Source organism: Marinobacter sp. OP 3.4, assembly GCF_036224885.1.
GTDB lineage: Bacteria > Pseudomonadota > Gammaproteobacteria > Pseudomonadales > Oleiphilaceae > Marinobacter.
This window is the reverse complement of sequence record NZ_JAVVLT010000093.1, coordinates 1-24,298: the sequence shown is the minus strand read 5'-3', so window position 1 is coordinate 24,298 and position 24,298 is coordinate 1. Positions and strand designations below refer to the sequence as shown.

Below are 24,298 nucleotides of genomic sequence, written 5' to 3'. Positions count from 1 at the left end.
AGAACCTATCTGCCAAAGGGATTTTCAATGGAACTGGAAACCAACCAAGTCGGATTAACACTCGTGGAACTGGTCGTGGCGATGGCCGTCATGACCATCCTGTTGACCATCGCCATTCCTTCAGCAAGCCACCTGCTTGAAGGCACCCGTACGGATTCGGCCCGCAACGACCTGATATCCCTCATGGGTTTCGCCCGATCCTCGGCCATTGAACATAAAACGCTAGTGAGCCTATGCTCCCTGACCCCGGAGGGGGCCTGTGAACTGCCTTGGGGAGACTCTCTGGCGGTCTTTATCGATCGGGATGGTGATGGGGTGAGGGACGAGCAGGATCGAGTTCTACGCGTACTGCAGTTCGAGCCAGCCAACTGGGCTCATAACTATCGGACCGCAAGCCGCAGCTATTTCCAGTGGAATACCATTGGCGTCTCTAATGGGGCACCGGGTTCGGTATCTTTCTGTCATCCCGACATCCGGGAAAACCGATTTGCCGTTATTGTTTCATTTGCCGGCAGGATTCGGGCATCCCGGGACTACAACAAAGATGGCGTGCCGGAACGATCTCCCGGCACGCCGGTCATTTGCGATGCCCGCTACCAGCAGCCGGTGACCGTTGAACCACCCTTGGTCGCGGATTTAACCCCGGCGCCGGTTAGCGTCAGGGTTCCGCATCTATCGTTCGTCTGATCGTGACCAGCGACAGGCGCTGCCTGCAACGTGAATGTCGACTCACCTGCTGCGCTGATAGTAATCGTGTAAGCATCGCTAGTGTCACTCAACGCGACGTCTGGGCCGGGTGCCCCGGTATCACTGCCTCCAGCAGCCAGGTTTTCATAGGAGTAATTCCGAGCGTAGGCTTGCTCCATCTCCTGGGAAAGCTGGGCCAGATCAGCCTGGACATCCGCCCTTCTGCTGGATCGCACATGGTCCATGTAAGACGGATATGCGATCGCAGCCAGAATACCGATGATGGCAACGGCGATCATCAGCTCGATCAAGGTGAAGCCTGCCTGCTTCACCCGGGCTTGATAACGACTATTGCTTGCCTGCTTCATCAGTTAACCTCACGCCAGTTCTGACGGCCCTGGGAGGCAGGACCAGATGACTCGTCAATGGACTCCACCTTGGCTTTGGATGTGCCAAGATATTTCTTCTCACTGCACTGCCCATTGGGACAATCCGGATCATCGATGATGGCCGGAGGTGTGGGAATACCCGAGCCTTCACCGCCTTCCTCACTGGGACGAGTGCCGCCTGGCGCCTTTTCGTTGTCCCCATCATCGCCACCTTCGTCATCACCGCCTTCGTTGCCTTCATCATCGCCGAAGTCGACCAAGTCGTCGTCATTGAATTTATCGTCTCCGTTTGTATCGAAGGGCGAATCTTCCAGGCGACCACCATTGATCGCGCTCAGCTCCATGAGCCAGCCTGAGCCACCAGCAGAACATTGGTCCATGCTCGGTATCAAAGTCGTGAAGATGATACGATCATTACGGATGACAGGCTCGTAGATCACCCTCTCACCCTGATTGTCAGTATTGCCATCTTCGATATTGATCAGGTCCAGGAACCACCCCCGATGGGCTGTCAGTCCCTCTTCTTCGTCATCAACCCATCGAATATCGTTCTCAGAAATCAAACGATAGTCGTATCCCCCACTAGTGGCTTCGTCCAGAATACTTTGCTGGAGCAGATCGCTTCTTGTAGCACCATTGGAACCATCATCCCAAATGGCGAAGAACGACTGGGTATTCTGTCCGGTCGGGTCGTTATCGTTTGACTCAAAGTACTTACCGGTACCGAAGTACACCAGCACTTCTCCTGGTGCCACCACAGGGTTGGGGTGTGAACCGATGGCGGGACGGGAAGTAATGGGCAATCGGTTTCCGCCCGCATCCCTGGCAACAAAGAGTGGTTCAGGGGCATCATCTGTACCGAACGCCACGCCCCAGGAATCTACATCAGATCCGGACACATCGAATTTCCACATATTGCCGAACAAGTCACCCGCGTAGATGGTATCGGCGACATAGTCGCCATCAATATCGGCTACGGCGGGTTCAGCCAGACCATTGGGACGTGAGTTGCCAGCAGGATCGTCCTCCAACCCAGCACCGGTATCCAGCTTCTTGATCAGATCGCCAGTTTCGATATCAACAATATACAGAACCGCATTACCTGTCGTGCTCACGGAACCGTCACTTACAGTGTTGTTGTAGCCGTTGCTGAACACGGCAGCCCATTTGCCATTGTTCATGCGGACAATAACCGGCTTGCCGAACACATAACCCAGATCTGCATCATCCGAGTCGTCGAACTCCCACAGGACGAGGTCTCCTGCATCGGACTCATTGAACTCCGGATAGCCTAAAGCAGGCTTGATACCCTTGGGATCGGTAACATCGAGAGCAAAAAGCCCCTGGCCACCACGCCCTGCCGTACCAACAAGGGCCGTATGCCATTTTCCACCGAAGAACACATCGCCATACGTCGCTGGCCCATCCACATAGTAGCGATGGGTATAGTTCGGGTTTGCCAGTTTAGGAAGCTCTCCTCCAATTACTGACGGCAAGTAACTCAGTATTTCCTCACCGCCATCATTGCGGATCGGACCGGCATCTTCATCATTATTATCTTTGTAAGCGTTAATGGCATGAAAGAGGCCATCATTGGCACCAAAGTAAAGCACCGGCTCACGATCTTTGAAGTTCTTACGGAAATCAGAGTAAGCGACAGTGCTCTCCGGCTCGCCATCTCCCCAGTTGTCCGGATAGAAGAAGCCTGGCTGAGGGACGAAAAGCGGATCCGAGTTCACAATGTCACCCAGGAGTTCTTCACGCTCACGGAACTGCCAGGTGGAATCTGCCCCCTCCTGGCTCTGGTCGCCCCGGATGTAGTTAAGTAGTGCTTCCGCGTAGGCATCAGCATTCTCTGTCCGTCCATCTCTCAGTGACTCTACCTGGGCAAAGGAAATATCGTCTTCGGTAAGCGTTTCCGGATTCTCCGGCCACCGGAAAGGTACGCCCACATCGTCCGAGTTGTAGGTAATAATCTCCCGGCTGGTATTGTGGGAATTGTCCCCGGATAGCTGACTGTCGAGCCTGTCGGCCGCCGTCCAGACTGCGGTTCCGACACCGTCCTCGGTTACCGGCAAGGCGACGACGTCTCCAGACCAGTCCTCAGCATTGAAAATCGCCTGAAACAACAGGGTGTCCGTATTCAGGGCGCCCGAATTCACCGTTACTGTGGATGAAGACGCCTCACGGGCCAGGATCGCACTAAACGCATTGCTAAGCTGATCCTTCAGGCCAAGGGCGTTGGTAACCTGGAAGTAGTTGTCAGGTACATCGTCTCCGCCGGTGGCCTGGGTAATGTTGTTCTTGGCATCCCATTCCTCCTTCAGGTCCGGGATGTCGTTGTCGTTCTTGTCAATGAAACCGCCCCACTTTGCTGCATAATAAAGCGGGTCCTTTAGCAAGGTGGCGGCGGTTGTCCCGCTCGGAGTAAAGGTGCGTTCACTGGTCAAAGGCAATTCTTCGCTGCCCCTGTCGTCTCCCGGATCGACACCTGGGGGGGTATCCAGGTGGTACAAGGGTGCCCCGCCTTCGCGATCACGAACGACGAGATAGATTCCATCTTTAGACGTACCTGAAACTACATATCCCATGTGCTGATCAATACCACCCTCAGCATATAAAGAATCCACCGTGATAGTGACCGTTCCATCGTCATTTAGCTCGTACTGGTAACGTGCAATGGCATCCATGTCATGGTCCGCCCCCTGTTCCACGTCCTCGAAATTAATCAGGAAGCTACCTTTTGTCGCCGTCAGATTTTCAACGTAGAAATCAACAATCGTATTGGTTGGCTGGAATGCATCTGGATCGCTCGAGATACCGGAACCACCAGGTGACTTGGCAAAAGGCACCAATGAGATGGAGCCACCAGTTGCCAAAGGAATGTTGATCCGAGGCAGAGGAGAAGCAAGAGCTACAGCGAAGGTGTTAATATTGGTTGGATCACTATCCGATCCTTTATTGGGGAACAAATCCGTTAACCAACCATAGTATGAGATAGCTGCCGAGTAGTAGCTACCCATTTTAGTGGGCTCTTCAGGAGCAAGTCCACGAATAGTAGCCAGACTCTGCACGTTTTTGGCAGTCGGAGCATTGTCAGAATCAGCATCATCGCCGACACCACTCTGACCGATATAGTGCAAGCCTGTCACTCCTGACTCGTTGTCAGTAATAGTATTTGAAAGCGTCGTAACATTCAGCCCGTCAACGTCACCAGAAAAGTCAGAAAACGAGGAACCAGGCACCTTGTCGGAATCATAACTGACGTTCACATCAGAAACGGCCATCATATATGGCATTGCGCAGTATGGCTGACCAGAGTCAGGATCATAGGGGTCTTCCCAGTCAGGGTTGGGAAGGCCCAAACTTGCATCATTATTCCCGGAATCAGCAATATCAAAAGCTGGAGTGGGGCTTCCCTTCCCCGCGAAGTAGCGGACAGTCTCATACATCATCTCCGCCATCGGGTTACCCCACATATCACATTCACCATTTTCGATGGGGCCACCAGTAATCCATCCACAGCCGTACACATAGTCGCCTGTATTAAAGTTAACCGTTCTGAGTTTACTTAATGTTGCAACAATCCCGTTCACATCAGTGAAAGTGCCATCGTCACTGTTCACTTCATCCTGGAAGGAACCGATGTTTTTACGTAATACACCGCCATCCAGGTTGCTTTCATAGGACCCGGTAAGCAAACCAAAGAGGATACTCTCGTTCTCGCCATAATCATGAAGCAATCCTGTCGGTTTGTAGCTGACATTTTCGTCATCGTCTGTGTATACGGAACAGTTCTCCTCGAGTAGACCTGACTCTTTACAAACTTCCACTCTCACGGCGTATTCCGTAAAGGATGAGTCCTCGGAGGTAACTTCTCTGTGAAGAACGAAACTCTGGCCGCCCGACTGTTCATAATGGCGAAACTCTATGTCGTACGTTTTGCCACTCTCCAGTATAAAGCTGCCCGTTTGATCATCATCACAATTCTCATCGCCGCACGCACTGTGGGCACCGTAATACCCTATACGCTCAATCGGCACGCCACCTTCCTTTACAACGAACTCAACCGCATCATCACCATCAACATAAAATGTGTAGGTATCCGTTTCCGGAACTGTTAGTTGTCCCGTAACGACAGATAGGAAGTAGTTCTGATCGAGAACCCCTCCCTCAACCTTCGTCAGCGTACTTTCTGAGCCAATACGGTTGCCTGGCTCAGCATGCTCTTCGACCATATCATCGAATTCATCCGCACTCTCGGGGGCGTTAACCGCGCCATCGACCTCATAGTAATTAAGTCGCAAATCGCTGAAGAACGGGCTCCCGGCTACCCGCCAGTTGTCAGACCCAGACGTCGTTTCGCAGTCCACTCGATCCCCACCAACGCCATCATTACACTCGTTGCCGAGCACAGGCCGCTCGATGGAAGCCCATTCCCAAGGCCGAAATACAGTGTTTGGCAGGACACGCAGAAGGGGATCATCTCCTACCCCAAAGGAGACGTTTCCAAACAGATGACCTTTGTCCACGGAGGGTTGATTAAGCGGAGTATATTCATCAATATAAAAACCGTCCTCCTCATAACCACGGTATTCTTTGGCCCATGTGTGGGCGTCCTGAGGAATATGGGTGCGCTCAAGTACAGTGAGGGATGCCGTGTCGGTAGAGCGGTTACCGCCATAGAAGACCTTTCTCAATGCATCAATGCGAGCCATGGTCACGTAGTTGAGGAAGTCACCACTCCACTCTCCCTCGTATTCGGAACTTGACCCACCACCCGCATTACAGGTTTTCGTTTTGGCACTTTTCTCTGCTTCAGTTTTTACGCTTTTGGGCACAAAACGCCCGGCACCGGAATCGTAGTCATAGCACGCATAACTGTTGAAATAACCGAAGTAGTCGATATCGGGAGAATATCCCACATCGAGAACACCATCATTATTGAGGTCCGATGCGTCGTTATAAGCCTCGTAGTAGAGCTTGTGATCTTTCCCCACCGTCAACATCAGGAGGGGGGGGGCTGTAGACCCCAGAAACAGTGGTTTATTGGCAATATTCAACGGTGCCGCTGTCGAGTAGCCGGATGCGCACAGTGTCAACAGCATCCCGGCAAAGAAAGTAAAGCGTCTACTGAAAATCATGGATGGTTCCTCCGTGCCCCTTTCGGCACTGGTTATTACTCGGCGGTATTCAGGTAAACCTTGCGGGCATAGACCGATTGAACGAAGACTTCCGTTCCACCCGGCCCCTCACCGCGCGCCGTTGTTCGATAGAATCTTGTGACGGGCTTGGGCTCACCCAGAGTCACATCAGCGACTTGCTGCCCTGCACCATTGGTCCTGATCTCCGTGGGCTGCTCAATGACATAGGCCAGTCCACTAGCCACACCGTCATAATTCGCGACGGCAGTTGCATTAGTGTCCCACCAGGTCTCCGCTTCGCTATGCCACCAGTTGTCTGTCATTGTGCTCGTCAGAAAGCCGGGGGTTGACGAATCAGGAAGTGGCTCCGACGGTGCCAGCACCTGACCGGACATATTCAACGCCGTTTCAGCCGCATCGAATGCGAGTGCCCTGTCCTTGGTATTGGACGCTATCCTGGTATCCATATTGGTCAGCTCCACGGCGCTCATACCGATAATGGTCAACAACAAAAGCATGACCATACTAACGATCAACACCGCACCCTTTTGGTTGCTTCCCGCACCAGCACCTATTAATCCGTTTTTGCGTTCTGCTAGCTTCATGGCCTGCTAACCCCTGTAATTTCTCAGGAAGATGGTATCCCGCTGCACTTGGCGCATCCTGCCATCGCCAGATGCAGCCTGGGATTCTCCATCCAACAGTTGATACGTTCGGGTATTTTCGTCCCCGGTGGCGTCCTGATTGGAAGTCGTCAAAAGGGCATACCGAACGGATCGAACTTCACGCCAGTCCGTTACACCCCCCGCTCCGACATACTCAGTAATGCTGCCAGCACCAGCGATACCAAACTCAATCTGAAGATTCTCGATACCGACGATGAGCGGTTGCGTATTAGTGGATATTACCGTTCCAGATAGATCCTGAAGCTGGGATTCACACATCAGACGAGGAACCAAGTCAGTCGCTCCTGCCGGTGCAACGTAGTACCTGTCGACAACGATCTGACTTTCAGTGGGCACCGCCCCCAAACAACTTCTGAGCTGCGAATCCACGGAACCGTTGAATCGAACTGTGATCGAATCCGTACCATTGAGGACCGCAGAGTCGGTGCTGTCGTTGTTCGACGCCATCAGGATCTGGTTTTCCTCAAAACCACCTGCCTCAGGGAGCAGCATAGGCGTTGTCGCGTCGTCCCAATAACCCGCATGCCTTAGCCCTCGGCCCAGAAAATGCTTAACTACCCGTGCATTTTCCTGTGTCTGAGACTGCGAATTGACCACCGTATAGGTTTGTTTGCTACTGATTGTGATCTGCGAAACGCCAAAGATTAGTATCAATCCCAGAAGCATCGCGACCATCAATTCGACGAGAGAAAGGCCTCTCTGATTGGCAATCATACTCATCACATCACCCGATACGCCGCGAAGAAACATCCACGCGAGTTGTTGTCATCAGCCGTACATGTGGGCGCCTCGTAGTCCGCCCCCAGTCCCTCTGCATCCCAGGTAATGGCGATCGTATATTCACCAGTAGCATTGGCCCAGTTGACCGTTGCTGACGCAGAAGGCGGCGCGCCAAAACCTGTGGTCAGGTCCTGATTCCACTGCCATAGATCCCAGTCCGCCATCTCAGCGGAAGTACAGGTGGACGAGCTACAATTTTTGCCGGGCTCAGAAGTGGGAGGGTCGTCGGCATAATCACCGGTTGACGCGGCATCCCTGTTGGCCATAATGCGATTGATCAGGTCCTGCGAATAGGTCATTGCCTGCTGACTGAAGTAGACGTCAGTGGACTTCTTCAGACTGGCAGACTGTAGGCCAGCAACGCCCAAAAGACCTACTGCCAGCACCAGGACCGCTACGAGCACCTCAATCAACGAGACGCCCCCCTGTTTTCTTAATGATCGTTTCATCGTGTTCATGGGCAATCCGCCTGCGCTTCTGTGCCAGTAGACACCGCTCCGGTTGTGGTAGCGACGACCAAGGATTTTGGGGCAGTATTATCGTCGGGGTCGCAGAACCCAAACAACCGACTGCTACCCGACAGGTTTTCCGCCAAACCGTCAGGCCGGAAGCGTATATAGTTGAGACTCCCGTCGTCTGTCACCGTAACGTCGCCCGAATCGGGGCCTTCAAACACGCGGAGTACGTCATCGATTGAAACTGAGCCCGTCTGATTACTATCTGTTACCACAAGCCATCCGTCGGGCCAGTTGGATTTGTCGCCACAGCTGGCTCCGTCACTGGATGGGCATACAGACACAATGCGATTGAGCGCAATCGCTTCGCTTTTGGCGTAACGGATTGCAGATCGAAGGGAGTCGCGGGACTCTTCAAGCTGACTGCCTGAGATGACGCTCTGAAAGGAAGGAATGGCGATGGTGACCATAATCACCAGTACGAAAAGGGCCACCATCAATTCTATTAGTGTAAAACCTGAACTCTTCTGCATCACAGATACGGCTCATTGAGAATATTACTGTGATGTTAGAGTAATCAAAGAACAGCTCGCTGAGCGAGCGTGGACCGACAAGCGGCATTTATGTACCGATAACTGGCGGATAGTTTCAATCGAGTGCGAAACCGATCACATGCAGCAAGAATCAGGTGATCTCAACCGCGTCGATCCGAAGCTCTTTCGGCATGGAGAAGACGATGTTTTCCTCGCGACCGGCGATTTCCTCGGGAGCCGTACCACCCAGCTCCTGCAACCGCTTGATCACATCATTCACCAGCACTTCCGGCGCGGAAGCGCCGGCAGTCACGCCGACGACCTTGCGGCCTTCCAGCCACTGCGGGTCGATCTGGCCGGCCTCGTCAATCAGGTAGGCCGGGGTTCCCATCCTCTCCGCCAGTTCCCGCAGGCGGTTGGAGTTGGAGCTGTTGGGGGAGCCCACCACCAGCATCAGGTCGCAGTCGCTGGCCAGTTGTTTGACGGCGTCCTGGCGGTTCTGGGTGGCGTAGCAGATGTCGTCCTTGCGGGGGCCTTCGATCTGGGGGAATTTCTCCCGCAGGGCGTCGATGACACGGGCAGTGTCGTCCATGGAGAGGGTGGTCTGGGTGACGTAGGACAGCCGCTCGGGATCCTTTACCTCAAGGTTGGCCACATCCTTCTCGTCTTCCACCAGGTAGATATCACCGCCATTACTGTGATCGTACTGCCCCATGGTGCCCTCCACTTCCGGGTGGCCATGGTGTCCGATCAGGATGCATTCGCGGCCATCGCGACTGTAGCGCATGACTTCCAGGTGGACCTTGGTGACCAGCGGGCAGGTGGCGTCAAACACTTTCAGGCCCCGGTTGGCGGCCTCGTTCTGGACGGCCTGGGAGACGCCGTGGGCGCTGAAGATCACCAGGGTATCGTCAGGCACTTCGTCCAGCTCATCCACGAAGATGGCACCGCGATTGCGCAGGTCGTCCACCACGTACTTGTTGTGGACCACTTCGTGGCGCACGTAGATGGGGGCGCCGAAGACCTCCAGGGCCCGGTTGACGATTTCGATGGCGCGGTCCACCCCGGCGCAGAAGCCGCGGGGATTGGCTAGTCTGATTTGCATAGTACCTTGAATACTTGGGCCTGCTGACTGGGAGTCCGGCTTCGCTGCGGGGTGATGCTCTCCGGGACACGCCGTGAATCCGTCCATGGAGGCTCTTCAAAAACGTCCATGTTTTTGAAGGTCCCGGAGAGCATCACCCCACATCGAATCCTCATAACCTGTTGCAAATCCGCCGACTGAACTAGTGAGCGGTAGCAACTGGCTCGACGTCGATGATTTCCACTTCAAACATCAGTGTACGCCCCGCAAGCGGATGGTTGAAGTCCACATCCACCTGATCGCCTTCAACGCGACTGACCACACCAGGCAGCTCGCTCTGACGGGCGTCAGCAAAGGAGATCATCACACCCGGCTCCAGCACCATATCGGCACTGAACTCATGGCGTTTGAAGGTCTGGACATTGCTCGGGTTATGTTGACCAAAGGCCTTCTCGGGCGGCACTTCAAAGGTCTGCTTGTCGCCAGCCTTGAGGCCCATAAGATAGGCTTCGAAATTCTCCGGCAGGTTCTCATCGCCAATTTCCAGCGAGGCCGGGTCTTTATCGAAGGTTGAATCAATCACTTCGCCGTCGGTGAACTTGAGGGCGAAATGAAGGGTCACCCGGGTTCCCTGGTCAATGGGCAGATCTTTCATGGGTATCACTCACTCCCATCCGCGGCCTTCCCGGAAGGCTTGCGGAAAATATCGAGAATCATCATGCCGGCACCGATGGTAATGGCGGTGTCGGCCAGGTTGAACGCCGGGAAGTGCCAGTCCTGCCAGTAAAAATGCAGGAAATCGACCACATAGCCGTGGACCACGCGGTCATAGACATTGCCGATGGCGCCGCCGAGGATCAATGCAATGGCCACGGCCGTCCAGGTTTCATCACGCTTCAGCCCCTTGAGCCAATACACCAGCACGCTGCTCACCACCACCGCCAGGGCCACGAAGAACCAGCGTTGCCAGCCCGCCGCGTCCGCCAGGAAGCTGAACGCTGCCCCGGTATTGTGGAGCAGTGTCAGGTTAAACAACGGGGCAACCGGCACCGGGTCACCGTAGGTCAGCAAGGCCGTGGCCAGCGCCTTGGTGCCCAGGTCCAGGGCAATGACCGCCACCGCCAGCCACAGCCATTTCAGTTTGGTGCCGGTCTGCTCATCGGTCATGGCAGCATCCATCGATGTCGCTTCCCCGGTCAGGCGAAGGAACGGGTCTCGCCCGGGCCTTCCACGTTGGTCACACAGCGGCCGCAGAGGTCGCTGTACTGCTCGTTCTGACCCACGTCAGCACGGTGGTGCCAGCAACGCTCACACTTGGTGTGGCTGGCCGGTGTCACTTTCACCAGCAGTCCCTCATAGCCGGTCTGTTCGGCACCTTCGGCTTCCGATACGGGCCGGACGGTGGCCTCCGACGTGATCAGCACGAACCGCAGCTCCTCACCCAGGTGCTCCAGCTTGCTGGCCAGCTCACCTTCACAGTAGAGCGTGACCTCGGCACTCAGGGAGCCCTTGATCTCGCCACGGCCCCGGGCCTCTTCCAGGCACTTGTTGACCGCTTCCTTGATACTGTAGATCTCGCGCCAGTAGTCACGGCCCAGCTCGTCGTTCTCCGGCAGCGCGGTCAGGCCGTTGTACCAGGTCTCGTAGTAGACAGTGTCGCCCCGCTTGCCCGGCAGGTGCTGCCAGATCTCATCGGCGGTAAAGCTGAGAATCGGAGCAATCCACCGCACCAGGGCTTCGGCCACATGGAACAGGGCCGTCTGGCAGGAACGCCGCGCCAGGCTGTCTGCCTGGGTGGTGTACTGCCGGTCCTTGATGATATCCAGGTAGAAGCCGCCCAGGGTCGCCTCGCAGAAGTTGTAGACCTTCTGGTAGATGCGCAGGAAGGCGTAGTTGCCATAGTCCTCGTCCAGTTCCTCCTGGAGCCTCAAGGCCCGATCCACCATCCAGCGGTCCAGGGCGATCATGTCGTCCGGAGCCACCATGTGCTGTTCCGGGTCAAAACCGGTCAGGTTGCTCAGCAGGAAGCGGGCGGTGTTGCGGATACGGCGGTAGCCATCCGCCGTCTGCTTGAGGATGTCCTTGGACACCGTCATCTCACCGGAGTAGTCGGTAGCCGCCACCCACAGGCGCAGGATGTCGGCGCCCAGCTCGTTCATGACCTCCTGGGGCGCGATGACGTTGCCCAGGGACTTGGACATCTTGCGGCCCTTGCCGTCCACGGTGAAACCGTGGGTCAGCACCTGGCGGTACGGTGCCACGCCATTCATGGCGATGGACGTCTTCAGGGAGGACTGGAACCAGCCACGGTGCTGGTCGGAGCCTTCCAGGTACATGTCCGCCGGGAACTGCCCCAGCTCCGGACGCGGACGCAGGACAGCCTCGTGGGTCACCCCGGAATCGAACCACACGTCAAGGGTGTCCAGGACCTTCTCGTACTGGTCGGCATCGGCCCCCAGCAGCTCCGCCGTGTCGATCTCGTACCAGGCGTCGATGCTGTCCTTCTCAATCCGTTGGGCGACCTTTTCAATCAGCGCCTGGGTGTCCGGGTGCAGCTCCTGGGTTTCCTTGTGGATAAACAGGGTGATGGGCACACCCCAGGTGCGCTGGCGGGAGATACACCAGTCCGGGCTCTGCTGGAACATGGCCTCAATGCGGTTCTGGCCCCAGGCCGGCACCCAGCGCACGCCCTTGATGGCCTCCAGGGCATCCGCGCGCAGGTGTTCCTTGTCCATGCTGATGAACCACTGGGGAGTAGCCCGGTAGATCAGCGGGGTCTTGGTTCGCCAGCAGTGGGGATAGCTGTGCTGGAATTTCTCGGAACGTACCAGCTTGCCTTCCCGCTCCAGGGCGGCGCAAATGGGTTCGTCCGCCTTGTAGACATGGATGCCGGCAAATTCCCCGGCGGCCTGGGTATAGGTGCCATCGGCCTGGACCAGGTTCAGGGTGTCAATGCCGTATTCCTTGCCCACCTCAAAGTCTTCCATACCATGATCCGGCGCGGTATGGACGGCGCCGGTACCGGCGTCGAGGGACACATGGTCACCCAGCACCACCGGCACCTGCTTGTCATAGAACGGATGTTGCAGTTGCAGGTGTTCCAGGGCCGCCCCCTGGCACTTTGCCAGTAGCTCGTACTGCTCGACACCCCACCGGCTCATGATGCCTTCCACCATGTCCGCCGCCAGGATCAACCGCTCGCGGCCATGGCCCACATCGGTCTGTACCAGGGCATAGTCCAGCTCACCGTGCAGCGAGACGGCCTGGTTGGCGGGGATGGTCCAGGGGGTGGTGGTCCAGATCACCACGGACACATCGCCCTCACCCTGGTTCGCACCAAAGGCCGACAGTGCCTTGCCCTGATCCACGGCGGTAAACCGCACGTCGATCTGGGTCGAGGTCTTGTCCTGGTATTCCACCTCGGCTTCCGCCAGGGCGGACTGACCGACCACACTCCAGTAGACCGGCTTGTAGCCCCGTACCAGATGGCCCTTGGCCACCATCTTGCCCAGGGCGCGGACGATGCCGGCTTCCACCTTGGGATCCATGGTCAGGTAGGGCTTGTCCCACTCGCCCATCACACCCAGGCGGATGAAATCGGCCTTCTGGCCTTCAATCTGTTTGGCGGCATAGTCGCGGCAGGCCTGGCGGAAAGTCTTGTAGTCCACCTTGACGCCGGCCTTGCCGATTTCCTGCTCCACCTTGTGCTCGATGGGCAGGCCATGGCAGTCCCAGCCCGGTACATAGGGGGCATCGTACCCCTTGAAGCTGTGGGACTTGACGATCATGTCCTTGAGGATCTTGTTGACCGCGTGACCAATGTGAATGCTGCCGTTGGCATAGGGAGGGCCATCGTGAAGGATGAACTTGTCGCGGCCCTCACGCTGCTTGCGCAGGTTGCCGTAGACGTCCATCTCCTGCCAGCGCTTCAGCATCTCAGGCTCGCGCTTCGCCAGGTTACCGCGCATGGGGAAGGCGGTTTCAGGCAGATTCAACGTGTGCTTGTAGTCGCTCATAGTCTCTCGGTCAGTGTTGGTTGGCGACCGTGCCGTGGTCGGCGATCCACGCCCGGGCATCCTTGAGGTCCCGGGCGATCTGGTCTTTCAGTTCGTCAATGGAATCAAACTTGATCTCGTCCCGCAGCGGATGGCGGAACGAGACATCAATACGCTGGCCATAAAGTGTGCCAGCAAAGTCGAATATGTGCACTTCCAGCGAGGGCTGGCGACCATCAACCGTGGGCCGCAGACCAATGTTGGCCACCCCGTCCAGCTGACGGCCATCCGGCAGGGTCACCGCCACCACATACACGCCCTGCAACGGCGCCATGCGCCCCAGCAGGATATTCGCGGTCGGCGCCCCAATGGTTCGCCCAAGCTGACGGCCGTAGACCACCCTGCCGGTAATGGTGTAAGGGCGGCCCAGAAGCTGCCCGGCCAGTTCCAGCTGGTTATCCTGTAGCGCATGGCGAATGCGGGTGCTGCTGACCCGGTCGCCTTCAACCGTCACGGTACGGGTGTTTTCAACGGAGTACCCGGCCTTTTCCCCCACCTGCTGCAACAGGCGGAAATCGCCGGCCCGGTCGCAGCCGAAGCGGAAGTCATCCCCCACCACCAGGTGGCGCACTTTCAGCCCGTCGATCAGCACATCGTCGATAAAGCCCATGGCGGAGTAGCTGCGGAAGGTTTCATCAAATTTCAGGCAGAGCACGATGTCCACACCACTGGCCAGCAGGGTTTCGAATTTCTGGCGGAACCCCGTCAATCGGGGCGGCGCCTCGTCCCCCTGGAAGAATTCCCGGGGCTGCGGCTCGAACACCATGACCACGGACGGCACGCCCAGTTGGTCAGCCTTTTCCTTCACCTGCTCCAGGATGGTCTGATGCCCCAGGTGAACGCCATCGAAGTTACCCACGGTAGCGACACAGCCCTGCGACAGGACCGAATCCTCCCGGCGGGACAGCAGCTTGAGGTTGGTCAGCCCCCGAATCAGACGCATGCGTACTGCGAACCCTCTGTTGCAAGCTTGCCAGCAACCCTCGGGTCACTGGTGAGAAAACGCGCGATTATAACCTATCGACGGCGGAAATGTCTTACCCTCATGCCCACCAGGCCCAGGGCCACAAAGTAAGCCCCGGCACCCGCCGCCACCAGTATCGCCATATCCAGGGTACGGTCCACCCCGCTGGCCGCCAGCCACGATGGCACTGGCTGGCTCAGAACCAGGATAACCACGGCCAGCACGACGTTGGCCACCAGCAACTGGAGCAGGAACCGAACGGCCCCGGGCTGCGGCCGCCAGGCACCCTCCCGCGCCAGTCCACGCCACAGCAGCATGGCATTCAACCAGGCCGACAGTGACGTTGCCAGGGCCAGGCCGGCGTGGGCCAGAGGAAACACCAGCGCCAGATTGAAGACCATATTGGCCACCATGGCGATCACGCCGATCTTTACCGGCGTTTTGGTGTCCTCCCGGGCGAAGAACCCGGGGGCCAGCACCTTGATCAGCATGAACGCCAGCAGGCCCAGCGAATAGGCCCGCAGGCTCTGGGCCGACATGACCACATCGAGGTCCGTCACTGCACCGTAGTGGAACAGGGTCGCGATCAACGGTTCCGCCAGCAGCACCAACGCCAGTGCTGCCGGTACGCCAATCAGCAGCACCGCCCGCACCGCCCAGTCAACCGTGGCCGCGAAATCCTCCTTCGACTGCGCGGCGTGCTTGCGGGATAGATTGGGCAGGATCACCGTGCCGATGGCAATACCGAATACCCCCAGGGGCAGCTCCGACAGGCGGTCGGAATAATAGAGCCAGGATACGCTGCCGGTCTGCAGGAACGACGCCAGCACCGTATCCAGCAACAGGTTGATCTGACTGACCGAGACCCCGAACAGCGCCGGTGCCATCAGTTTGAGGATGCGAATGACACCCTCGTGCCGGTAATCCACCCGGGGGCGCGGCATCAGTCCCAGCCGCATCAGGAACGGCAACTGGAAGAAAAGCTGCAGGGCGCCGGCGATGAGCACCCCCCAGGCCAGCGCCATCACCGGCTCCTGCATTAACGGCGACAGGAAGATGGCGGCGCCGATCATGGCCAGGTTGAGCAGCACCGGGGTGAAGGCCGGCACCGCAAACCGGTCATAACTGTTGAGGATGGCACCGGCAAAGGCGGTCAGGGAGATCAGCAACAGATACGGGAAGGTAATCCGCAACATATCGCTGGCCAGGGCGAACTTGACCCCATCATCCAGGAAACCGGGGGCGAACAGACCAGTCAGCACCGGCGCCCCCAGCATCGCCACCAGGGTGACCGCCAGCAATATCAGCCCGAGACCCCCGGCCACGGCATTGATCAGCCCCCGGACCTCGCTGACGCTGCCATTCGTGAGGTAGGCAGACAGTACCGGTATAAACGCCTGGTTGAAGGCCCCTTCGGCAAACAGGCGACGCAGGAAGTTGGGGATCTTGAACGCCACGAAGAAGGCGTCGGCACTGGCACCAGCCCCGAAATACCGGGCAATGACCATATCCCGCACCAGACCCAGGACCCGGGACAGCATGGTCATCACGCCCACCACACCGGAGGAACGCAACAGGCCGGGTGCTCTTGAGGGTGGATTGGGGGCTTCCGGGGTTTCCGACTGACTCATTCAGACCGCTTCCTGTGGCAAGTGTCGCGGGAGTTTACCACAGGCTTTCGAGGCGCCGTGAAACCGGACAGGGGCCGGTCCCGCACTTGACATTGACGGCCTGTGGAGGCATGATTCCGCGTCATTTATTTTGACGCGTCAAATGCAGTGGGCGCGGCTACGATTGTCGGGGCGACGCCAGCAAGGCACCGCTCCCAGCGAATCCAGATTTTCACTCAGATTTTTCAGGAGTTACACGGTGGCAAATACCCCGCAAGCCAAGAAGCGCGCACGTCAGAACGAGAAGAACCGCAAGCACAATGCCAGCCTGCGTTCCATGGCGCGCACCTACATGAAGAAAGTTCAGACCAAGATCGACGCCGGCAACTACGAGGAAGCCCAGAAGGCCCTCCAGGAAGCCCAGCCGATCATGGACAGCATGGTCAACAAGGGCATCTTCGCCAAGAACAAGGTGGCCCGTCACAAGAGCCGCCTGAGCGCCAAGATCAAGGCCCTGAAAGCCTGATCCAGCCGCCTGGCGACACAAAAAACCCCGCTCAAGAGCGGGGTTTTTTATTACCCGGATTTCAGCGCCCGGCAACCGGTCACACCAGTACCAGGTTATCCCGGTGGATCAGTTCCTCATCGGACACGTAGCCCAGCACCTCGGCAATACGGTCACTGGAACGCCCGGCAATGGCCCTGGCTTCGTCGGAATCGTAGTTTATCAGCCCCCGGGCCACTTCCCGCCCCTCTTCATCCACACAGGACACCATCTCGCCCCGACGGAACTGGCCGGCGACCCCCTTCACCCCAACGGGTAACAGGCTTCGACCACCACTACAAAGCACTTTTACGGCGCCCGCGTCGATGGTGACCCGTCCCCTGGTCTGCAGATGGCTGGCCAGCCACTGTTTCCGCGCCGCGATGCGCCCCTGCTCCGGCAACAACAGGGTGCCCACTTCCTCCCCGGCCCGCAGTCGGCTGATCGCCCCTTCCAGACGACCACCGACAATGACAGTGAAGGCTCCGGACCGGGCCGCCAACCGGGCCGCCCTCAGCTTGGTCAGCATGCCGCCACGCCCGAGGGCGCCGGCGCCACCGCCAGCCATCACATCCAGCTCCGGGTCACCGGCAAGTCGCTCGGTCACCAGCTGGGCATCCTCGTACTTACGGGGATCCCGGTCGAACAGGCCGTCCTGGTCCGTCAGGATGATCAGCCCATCCGCCTCGATGAGATTTGCCACCAGGGCACCCAGGGTATCGTTGTCGCCGAAACGGATTTCATCGGTGACCACGGTGTCATTCTCGTTGACGATGGGAATGACCCCGAAATCCAGCAGGGTTCGGAGCGTACTGCGGGCATTCAGGTAGCGTTTGCGGTCGGACAGGTCATCGTGGGTCAGCAGGATCTGGGCGGCATGGCGGTCATGGCGGCGGAACTGGGCTTCCCAGGTCTGCACCAGGCCCATCTGGCCCACGGCGGCGGCGGCCTGCAATTCGTGCAGGTGCTCGGGGCGCTGCTTCCAGCCCAGCCGGGTCATGCCTTCGGCCACCGAGCCGGAGGATACCACCACCACCTCGACGCCCTCGCGGATCAGCTCCGCGACCTGATCCACCCACTGGGCCAGGGCAAGCACATCCAGCCCCCGGCCATCGTTGGTCAGGAGGGCGCTGCCAATCTTGATCACCAGGCGCCGGGCACGGCGCACCTGCACACGTTCACTCATGGTTACGGGGTCATTCCTGCTCGGGCCCAGCCAGGGCCGGATTATTCCGGGGCGTAGACCACCTCGACGTCGTAATCATCATCGTCGAAATCGTCATCATCGTCGTCTCGGGCGGCCCGCCGGGCAGCCTTCTCCTGCTGGATGCGGGCACGCGCCTCCTCATCCATCTGCCGGCGGCGCTCGGCCTCTTCCTCGGCCAGATCGGGGTTGTCCGCCTCTTCCCGGGCACGCTCCTCGATCCAGCGCATGACCGCCTGGGTCAGCTCCTTCGTACCTTCTCCGCTGATGGCCGAGATACGGAATACCGGCCCCTGCCAACCAAGCTCGTCGACAATGGCCTGGCAGTGGGCGTCACGCTCCTCTTCCGCCACCATGTCGACCTTGTTCAGCACCAGCCAGCGGTCACGGTTGGCGAGGGTCTCACTGAATTTCTCCAGCTCATGCTCGATGGCCTCCACCGCCTGTGCGGGAGAGGAGCCGTCGTAGGGCGCCACATCCACCAGGTGCAGCAGCAGACGGGTCCGCACCAGATGCTTCAGGAAGCGGATACCCAGGCCGGCGCCTTCAGCCGCACCTTCAATCAGGCCAGGGATATCGGCAATCACAAAGCTCTGGTGCGCCTGCACCTTGACCACACCAAGGTTGGGCACCAGCGTGGTGAACGGATAATTGGCCACCTTCGGCTTGGCCGCCGACACCGAGCGGATAAAGGTGGACTTACCAGCGTTGGGCATCCCCAGCAGCCCCACATCCGCCAGCACTTTCAGCTCAAGGCGCAGGTTGCGGACCTCCCCCTCGGAGCCCTTGGTGGTCTGGCGGGGCGCCCGGTTGACCGACGACTTGAAGCGGGTGTTGCCCAACCCGTGAAACCCACCCTGGGCCACTTTCAGCCGCTGACCGGCGCGGGTCAGGTCGCCCAGCACCTCATGGGTGTCCATATCCACCACGGTGGTCCCCACCGGAACCGGCAGCTCGAGCTCATCGCCCTTGATGCCGGTACAGTTACGACCGGAACCCGGCTGACCGTTCTGGGCCTTGTGCTTGCGCTGGAAGCGGTAGTCGATCAGCGTGTTCAGGGATTCATCGGCCACCAGGTATACCGAGCCGCCATCGCCGCCGTCGCCACCATCGGGGCCGCCCTTGGGCACATACTTCTCCCGCCGGAAACTGAGGCAGCCATGACCGCCCTTGCCGGCTTCAACGATAATGGTGGCTTCGTCTACAAATTTCATGGTTCAACCTATTGCGCCCTGCGCATAAACGAAAAAACCCCGCAGGCTCTGGCTCCTGCCGGCCGTTAGCCGGGCAGAAAACCTCAAAGCTTTGCGGGGTTTTTGCCGGCCCTGTTATCAAATGATATCAGAGCCGGGCATCACCGCGACTTACGCCGCCGGAACGATGCTTACAAACTTGCGACCCTCGGGGCCCTTGGTCTCGAACTTCACCTGACCGTCCGCCGTTGCGAACAGGGTGTGGTCCTTGCCCAGGCCAACGTTGGCGCCTGCGTGGAAACGAGTGCCGCGCTGACGAACAATGATGCTGCCTGCAGAAACGGCTTCACCACCGAAGCGCTTCACACCAAGTCGTTTCGACTCGGAATCGCGACCGTTACGGGTACTACCTGCTGCCTTTTTATGAGCCATTACCAGCCTCCTCTTTCAGGGGGTACGTCAAGGACCTCAGCCCTTGATACCCGTGATCTTGACTTCAGTGAACCACTGACGGTGGCCCTGACGCTTCATGTGGTGCTTACGACGACGGAACTTGATGATCTGGACCTTGTCGTGACGACCGTGGCTGACCACCTCGGCGGTCACCTTGGCGCCATCCACAACCGGGGCACCAACCTTGATGTCGTCGCCGTTGCCAACCAGCAGAACACGATCAAACTCAACGTTGCCGCCGGTTTCCACTTCCAGCTTTTCCAGCTTCAGTGTTTCGCCTTCCTGAACGCGGTGCTGTTTGCCACCGCTAACAATAACTGCGTACATGTGTACCTTCTCCGCGATTGACCCATCCCTGCTCTTATCCACCTGGTTCTAAGGGAAGCGCTCTGGCAACCCTATAGCAGGGAGCGCAGGTTGGGATGAGTTAGGGCGCGTGATTGTACGAAAAGCTGTCACCCTTTACAAGGGAGGCTCTGTATAACTCCGGATCACCTCTGGCCTACAGGGATGGTTCTGATCAAGGCGCGACGTTGCAGGAAGGCTGGTTGCCTTTCAATACGTCGCAACGCCGAGCAGGGCCATCCCTGTAGGCCCCGGAGGGCGCGTCCTGGAGCCTGCATCTGCTGCGTTACGGGCCTTGCCAAGGGCTACGGCCATTGGCTACGCCCCGTGCCTTGCATCTACAGGCTCCAGGACGCGCAGAGGCGATTCAGAGTTATACAGAGCCTCCCGCGCCAAGTTGACACTGATGTCGGCAATACCTAGCATTGCCGCGACCTGCCTGTTTTACCAGACAAATCACTTTCAGGGGACCGGACAGCCGCATGACTGCCCAGCGTATACACGACACCGTCGCGGACGACTTTGCCCGCGTCAACGATCTGATCATCAAGCGGCTTTCCTCCGATGTCCCCCTGGTGGAAAAGATTGCCCAGTACATTATCGAAAGCGGCGGTAAACGCCTGAGACCATTACTGGTTTTACTCTCCAGCCGGGCCGTCGGCTACGACCGGGATGAGCATCTGAAACTCGCTGCGGTGATCGAGTTCCTGCATACCGCCACCCTGCTGCATGACGATGTAGTGGACACGTCGGACATGCGACGGGGCCGCAGCACTGCCAATGCCCGCTGGGGAAATGCGCCCAGCGTACTGGTAGGGGATTTCCTCTATGCCCGGGCTTTCGAGATGATGGTGGAGCTGAAAAGCCTGCCGATTATGGAGATTCTATCCCACGCCACGGCGGTCATCGCCGAGGGCGAGGTGCTTCAGCTAATGAATGTGAAGAACCCGGACGTGAACGAGGACAAGTACATGGAGGTCATCCACAACAAGACCGCCATGCTGTTCGAGGCCGCGTCCCATACCGGCGCCCTGTTGGCCGGTGCCAACGAGCAACAGGAGAAGTCCCTCAGGGATTACGGCAAACACCTGGGTCTGGCTTTCCAGCTGGTGGACGATGCCCTGGACTACACCGGCAATGCCGATGCCATGGGCAAGAACGTGGGGGATGACCTGGCGGAAGGCAAACCCACCCTGCCGCTGATCCAAGCCATGGCCAATAGCAGCGAGGAGGACAGGCAACTGATCCGTAACGCGATCCGTAAGGGTGGTCTGGATGACTTGCCTAGAATCCTTGAGATCGTCAAGGAATCCGGTGCCTTGGAGTACACCATGGCAAAGGCGCGGGAACAGGCACAACTGGCCCTGAAATGCGCCGAAAAGCTCCCTGACACCCCTCACACCCAGGCGCTGAATCTGCTGACCGAATTGGCTGTTGAGCGGGTTAGCTAGTTAATTCTTGATTAGCGGGCAGGCCATGGGGGGAGGGGGCGTTCTCCGCCGCAATTCACGGCAGTCCCTATGCCGACCTTGCTACCGCGCCATCCCTGGCGCTGCTACGAAAGCCCCCTCCCCCCATGGCCGTCGAAATTTGGCTGCAATACGCCCTACCAACCAACCGAAGGTCGGCCCACGACAAGAACTCCGAGAAACTCCAGTCGGCATTGCACCCAACCCGGAGGACTGTGGGGTGGAGGTGTTTTCGTAGCAGCGCCAGGGGTGAGGCAAGCGGTTATGGAGCGAAGCTCCATGCGCAGACGAACGCCGACCATCTATGATGGTTGGCCGGGCTGAGCGCGGTGCAAGGTCGGTCCATGGAAGGACCGTGAATTGCAGCGGAGAAAGCACCCCCTCCCCACAGTCCTTCCCCAAAGCACAAAGGCTACTTACCCCTTAACCCAACAAAGAACGCCCATGGGGCTCATCGAAATCCAGCTCCGGCCCCACCGGCACGATCTGGGTAGGATTGATGGTCCGCTGGCTGACATAGTAATGCCGCTTGATCTGCTCAATGTCGACAGTGCCCGAAACACCGGCAACCTGATAGAGATCCTTCACATACCCCGACAGCGCCGGATAATCCCCGATACGCTGGCGATTGCACTTGAAGTGACTGAAATATACCGCATCGAACCGGATCAGCGTCGTGAACAGACGCCAGTCCGCCTCGGTCAGTTGGTCACCCACCAGGTACCGCTGGGCCGTCAGGCGCTCCTCAAGCCAGTCCAGGGACTCGAAGAGGGCGTTATAGGCCTCCTCGTACTTGTCCTGCGCCGTTGCGAAGCCCGCCTTGTAAACACCGTTATTGACCGTGTGATAGACCCGCTCATTCACCTGCTCGATCTCGTCACGCAGCGGCTCTGGATAGAAATCCAGATCATGCCGCACACCGTCCAGCCCATCGAACGCTGAATTGAGCATGCGGATGATATCCGCGGACTCATTGCTGACAATGGTTTCCTCCTGCCGGTCCCACAGGGTCGGCACCGTGACGCGACCGCTGTAGTCCGGGGCGGCCCTCGTATAGACCTCATGCAGGAAGCGGGCGTTATTGACGTGATCCCGGTGACGCCCATCGTCAGGCCGGAATTCCCAGCCGTTTTCCACCATGTCCGGGTGTACGACGGATACCGAGATATGCGACTCCAACCCCTTCAGCTTGCGAAAGATCAGGGTTCGATGGGCCCAGGGGCAGGCCATGGACACGTACAGATGATAACGACCGGATTCCGCCGGAAATCCGCCTTTACCTGCCGGCCCCGGGGAACCATCCGCCGTCACCCAGTTACGGAAGCGGGCTGCCTCCCGTTCAAATTTACCGCCCGTCTTGTCGGTGTCATACCATTGGTCGTGCCATTTGCCATCTACCAGCAATCCCATTTCGTTGTCCCCTTGCGGTGTTAGCCACGGAAGAACACGGAACAAAGATTAAAAGATACTGTTAGCCACGGACACTCACGAACAAAAACCCAGAAATGTTATTCCTATGTCCGTGAGCGTCCGTAGCAAAAAACCTTTATGCTTTTTTTATTTTTCCGTGTTGTTCCGTGGATTCAGTGGCAGAAAAGTCACTAATCAATGGCAGACAGCTTAGCCACCACCCTGCTACCCTCCAAGCAATCAATTCTGGCCATCACCTTCAGATTATTCGAACATGCATACAGCCATTACCATTGACGCCCTGAAAGTGCTTGATGCCATTGACCGCAAGGGCAGCTTTGCCGGGGCCGCCAGTGAACTTTTCCGGGTGCCTTCGGCCATCAGTTACACCGTCCAGAAGCTGGAAGAGGACCTGGACGTGGAAATTTTTGACCGTAGCGGCCATCGCGCCACCCTGACGCCAGCAGGGCGATACCTGCTCAATGAGGGCCGGTCCCTGCTGGAAGCCACCGAAGCCCTGGCCCATACCACCCGCCAGGTGGCCCAGGGTTGGGAAACCCGACTCAGGATCGGCTTCAATTCGTTGTTGCCCGCCGAGGTCACCTTCCCGGTCATCCGGGAGTTCTATGGGCTGGGCATTCCGGTGGAGGTGCAACTGGTGGAGGAGGTCTTCACGGGGACCTGGGACGCCCTGCAAAGCCGACGGGTGGACCTGGCCATCGGTGCCGACCAGATGAGCCGCCCCGCCGGAGCCTTTGCCACCCGCAGCCTCGGTCGGATTCCCTGGGTGTTTGCGGTGGCAGCCGATCACCCGTTGGCGAACGCCGACTCACCACTGACAGAAGACCAGATCGCCCATTACCCGGCGGCGGTGGCGGCGGACAGCTCTCGCTCCCTGCCCCCCGGAAGCGCCGGCATCTTCAGGCGCCAGCAGACCATCACCGTGACCAATGTGGACCAGAAGATTGCCCTGCAGGAAGCGGGGCTTGGGGTGGGCTGGCTTCCCCGGTACCGGATTCGCCGGCAACTGGCGGAGGAAACACTGGTGGAGAAAACGGTGGACGCTGCCAGAGAACCGATACCGGTGCATATTGCCCGCCGCAACGAGGAGCAGGGCAAGGCCTCAACATGGTTCTGGGAGCGGCTCAGCCAGCCCGAGCTCTATCGGGACTGGCTGGATATCGAATAGGCCCTAGTGTCCCGTCTGGGTAATTCGTTAACCTACTGCGTGACGCTGGGGCTTCTGGCCAAGGCGCCAGTCCGCCGGTGTGGTGGTTCCACATCAAGGGCTGG

The 24,298-nt window shown here is 58.3% G+C and carries 21 protein-coding genes; 4 read left to right on the top strand and 17 right to left on the bottom strand.

The features are described 5' to 3' along the window. The first annotated feature begins 27 nt into the window (after nt 1–27). The gene (locus tag RO069_RS14860) at nt 28–687 is read left to right on the top strand and encodes a GspH/FimT family pseudopilin (RefSeq protein ID WP_328188548.1); all 660 of its coding nucleotides are present in this window, start codon (nt 28–30) and stop codon (nt 685–687) included. On the opposite strand, the gene RO069_RS14855 is transcribed toward RO069_RS14860, so the two are convergent. The 12 genes from RO069_RS14855 to murJ form a co-directional block, all read right to left on the bottom strand. Then, entirely contained in the window at nt 594–1,055 is a 462-nt protein-coding gene (locus RO069_RS14855; RefSeq protein ID WP_328188547.1) for a type IV pilin protein, read from the bottom strand. The two genes, RO069_RS14860 and RO069_RS14855, sit on opposite strands and share 94 nt — an antisense overlap. Continuing rightward, nucleotides 1,055–6,220, bottom strand: coding sequence for a PilC/PilY family type IV pilus protein (locus RO069_RS14850; protein ID WP_328188546.1), 5,166 nt, complete (start codon nt 6,218–6,220; stop codon nt 1,055–1,057). Before RO069_RS14850 ends, RO069_RS14855 begins: the two co-directional genes overlap by 1 nt. Nucleotides 6,221–6,255: 35 nt before the next feature. Continuing rightward, a complete protein-coding gene (locus tag RO069_RS14845; protein ID WP_328188544.1) occupies nt 6,256–6,825 on the bottom strand; it encodes a pilus assembly PilX family protein in 570 nt (189 codons plus the stop codon). Between the two features lie 6 nt (nt 6,826–6,831). Continuing rightward, the gene (locus RO069_RS14840; RefSeq protein ID WP_328188543.1) at nt 6,832–7,626 is read right to left on the bottom strand and encodes a PilW family protein; all 795 of its coding nucleotides are present in this window, start codon (nt 7,624–7,626) and stop codon (nt 6,832–6,834) included. Continuing rightward, a complete protein-coding gene (pilV, locus tag RO069_RS14835; protein WP_328188541.1) occupies nt 7,626–8,144 on the bottom strand; it encodes a type IV pilus modification protein PilV in 519 nt (172 codons plus the stop codon). Before pilV ends, RO069_RS14840 begins: the two co-directional genes overlap by 1 nt. Next, nucleotides 8,141–8,674: a GspH/FimT family pseudopilin gene (locus RO069_RS14830; RefSeq protein ID WP_328188571.1), complete on the bottom strand. Its 534-nt coding sequence runs from the start codon at nt 8,672–8,674 to the stop codon at nt 8,141–8,143. The genes pilV and RO069_RS14830 overlap by 4 nt, the downstream gene beginning before the upstream one ends. Before the next feature lie 151 nt (nt 8,675–8,825). Next, on the bottom strand, nt 8,826–9,779 hold the full coding sequence (ispH, locus tag RO069_RS14825) for a 4-hydroxy-3-methylbut-2-enyl diphosphate reductase (protein ID WP_328188539.1): 954 nt from the start codon (nt 9,777–9,779) through the stop codon (nt 8,826–8,828). Nucleotides 9,780–9,960: 181 nt separating this feature from the next. Beyond that, the gene (gene fkpB / locus RO069_RS14820) at nt 9,961–10,413 is read right to left on the bottom strand and encodes an FKBP-type peptidyl-prolyl cis-trans isomerase (protein WP_328188537.1); all 453 of its coding nucleotides are present in this window, start codon (nt 10,411–10,413) and stop codon (nt 9,961–9,963) included. A gap of 5 nt (nt 10,414–10,418) precedes the next feature. Continuing rightward, complete coding sequence (lspA, locus tag RO069_RS14815; protein WP_328188535.1) at nt 10,419–10,937, bottom strand: signal peptidase II; 519 nt, start codon at nt 10,935–10,937, stop codon at nt 10,419–10,421. A gap of 17 nt (nt 10,938–10,954) precedes the next feature. Then, nucleotides 10,955–13,774, bottom strand: a complete 2,820-nt coding sequence (ileS, locus tag RO069_RS14810) for an isoleucine--tRNA ligase (protein WP_328188534.1) — start codon at nt 13,772–13,774, stop codon at nt 10,955–10,957. A 10-nt stretch (nt 13,775–13,784) separates the two neighbouring features. Then, complete coding sequence (ribF, locus tag RO069_RS14805; RefSeq protein ID WP_328188532.1) at nt 13,785–14,756, bottom strand: bifunctional riboflavin kinase/FAD synthetase; 972 nt, start codon at nt 14,754–14,756, stop codon at nt 13,785–13,787. A 74-nt stretch (nt 14,757–14,830) separates the two neighbouring features. Beyond that, the gene (gene murJ, locus RO069_RS14800; protein WP_328188530.1) at nt 14,831–16,408 is read right to left on the bottom strand and encodes a murein biosynthesis integral membrane protein MurJ; all 1,578 of its coding nucleotides are present in this window, start codon (nt 16,406–16,408) and stop codon (nt 14,831–14,833) included. A gap of 238 nt (nt 16,409–16,646) precedes the next feature. Between murJ and rpsT the strand changes: the two genes are divergently transcribed. Continuing rightward, entirely contained in the window at nt 16,647–16,913 is a 267-nt protein-coding gene (rpsT, locus tag RO069_RS14795; RefSeq protein WP_328188528.1) for a 30S ribosomal protein S20, read from the top strand. 79 nt (nt 16,914–16,992) lie between these two features. Here the strand turns inward: rpsT and proB are convergent, their stop codons facing one another. From proB to rplU, 4 genes are all read right to left on the bottom strand, one after another. Then, nucleotides 16,993–18,117 (bottom strand): glutamate 5-kinase, encoded by a 1,125-nt coding sequence (gene proB, locus RO069_RS14790; protein ID WP_328188526.1) that lies wholly within the window; start codon nt 18,115–18,117, stop codon nt 16,993–16,995. A 41-nt stretch (nt 18,118–18,158) separates the two neighbouring features. Then, nucleotides 18,159–19,349 (bottom strand): Obg family GTPase CgtA, encoded by a 1,191-nt coding sequence (gene cgtA, locus RO069_RS14785; protein ID WP_328188525.1) that lies wholly within the window; start codon nt 19,347–19,349, stop codon nt 18,159–18,161. Nucleotides 19,350–19,499: 150 nt separating this feature from the next. Next, complete coding sequence (gene rpmA, locus RO069_RS14780) at nt 19,500–19,760, bottom strand: 50S ribosomal protein L27 (RefSeq protein WP_328188524.1); 261 nt, start codon at nt 19,758–19,760, stop codon at nt 19,500–19,502. Nucleotides 19,761–19,796: 36 nt separating this feature from the next. Then, on the bottom strand, nt 19,797–20,108 hold the full coding sequence (rplU, locus tag RO069_RS14775; protein ID WP_328188522.1) for a 50S ribosomal protein L21: 312 nt from the start codon (nt 20,106–20,108) through the stop codon (nt 19,797–19,799). A gap of 500 nt (nt 20,109–20,608) precedes the next feature. Between rplU and ispB the strand changes: the two genes are divergently transcribed. After that, nucleotides 20,609–21,577 carry an octaprenyl diphosphate synthase gene (ispB, locus tag RO069_RS14770; protein ID WP_328188521.1) on the top strand — a complete coding sequence of 323 codons (969 nt, stop codon included), beginning with the start codon at nt 20,609–20,611 and terminating at the stop codon, nt 21,575–21,577. 441 nt (nt 21,578–22,018) lie between these two features. On the opposite strand, the gene RO069_RS14765 is transcribed toward ispB, so the two are convergent. After that, on the bottom strand, nt 22,019–23,005 hold the full coding sequence (locus RO069_RS14765; protein WP_328188519.1) for a glutathione S-transferase family protein: 987 nt from the start codon (nt 23,003–23,005) through the stop codon (nt 22,019–22,021). Nucleotides 23,006–23,279: 274 nt separating this feature from the next. On the opposite strand from RO069_RS14765, the gene RO069_RS14760 reads away from it, so the two are divergent. Continuing rightward, nucleotides 23,280–24,194: a LysR substrate-binding domain-containing protein gene (locus RO069_RS14760; protein ID WP_328188517.1), complete on the top strand. Its 915-nt coding sequence runs from the start codon at nt 23,280–23,282 to the stop codon at nt 24,192–24,194. Nucleotides 24,195–24,298 lie beyond the last annotated feature (104 nt).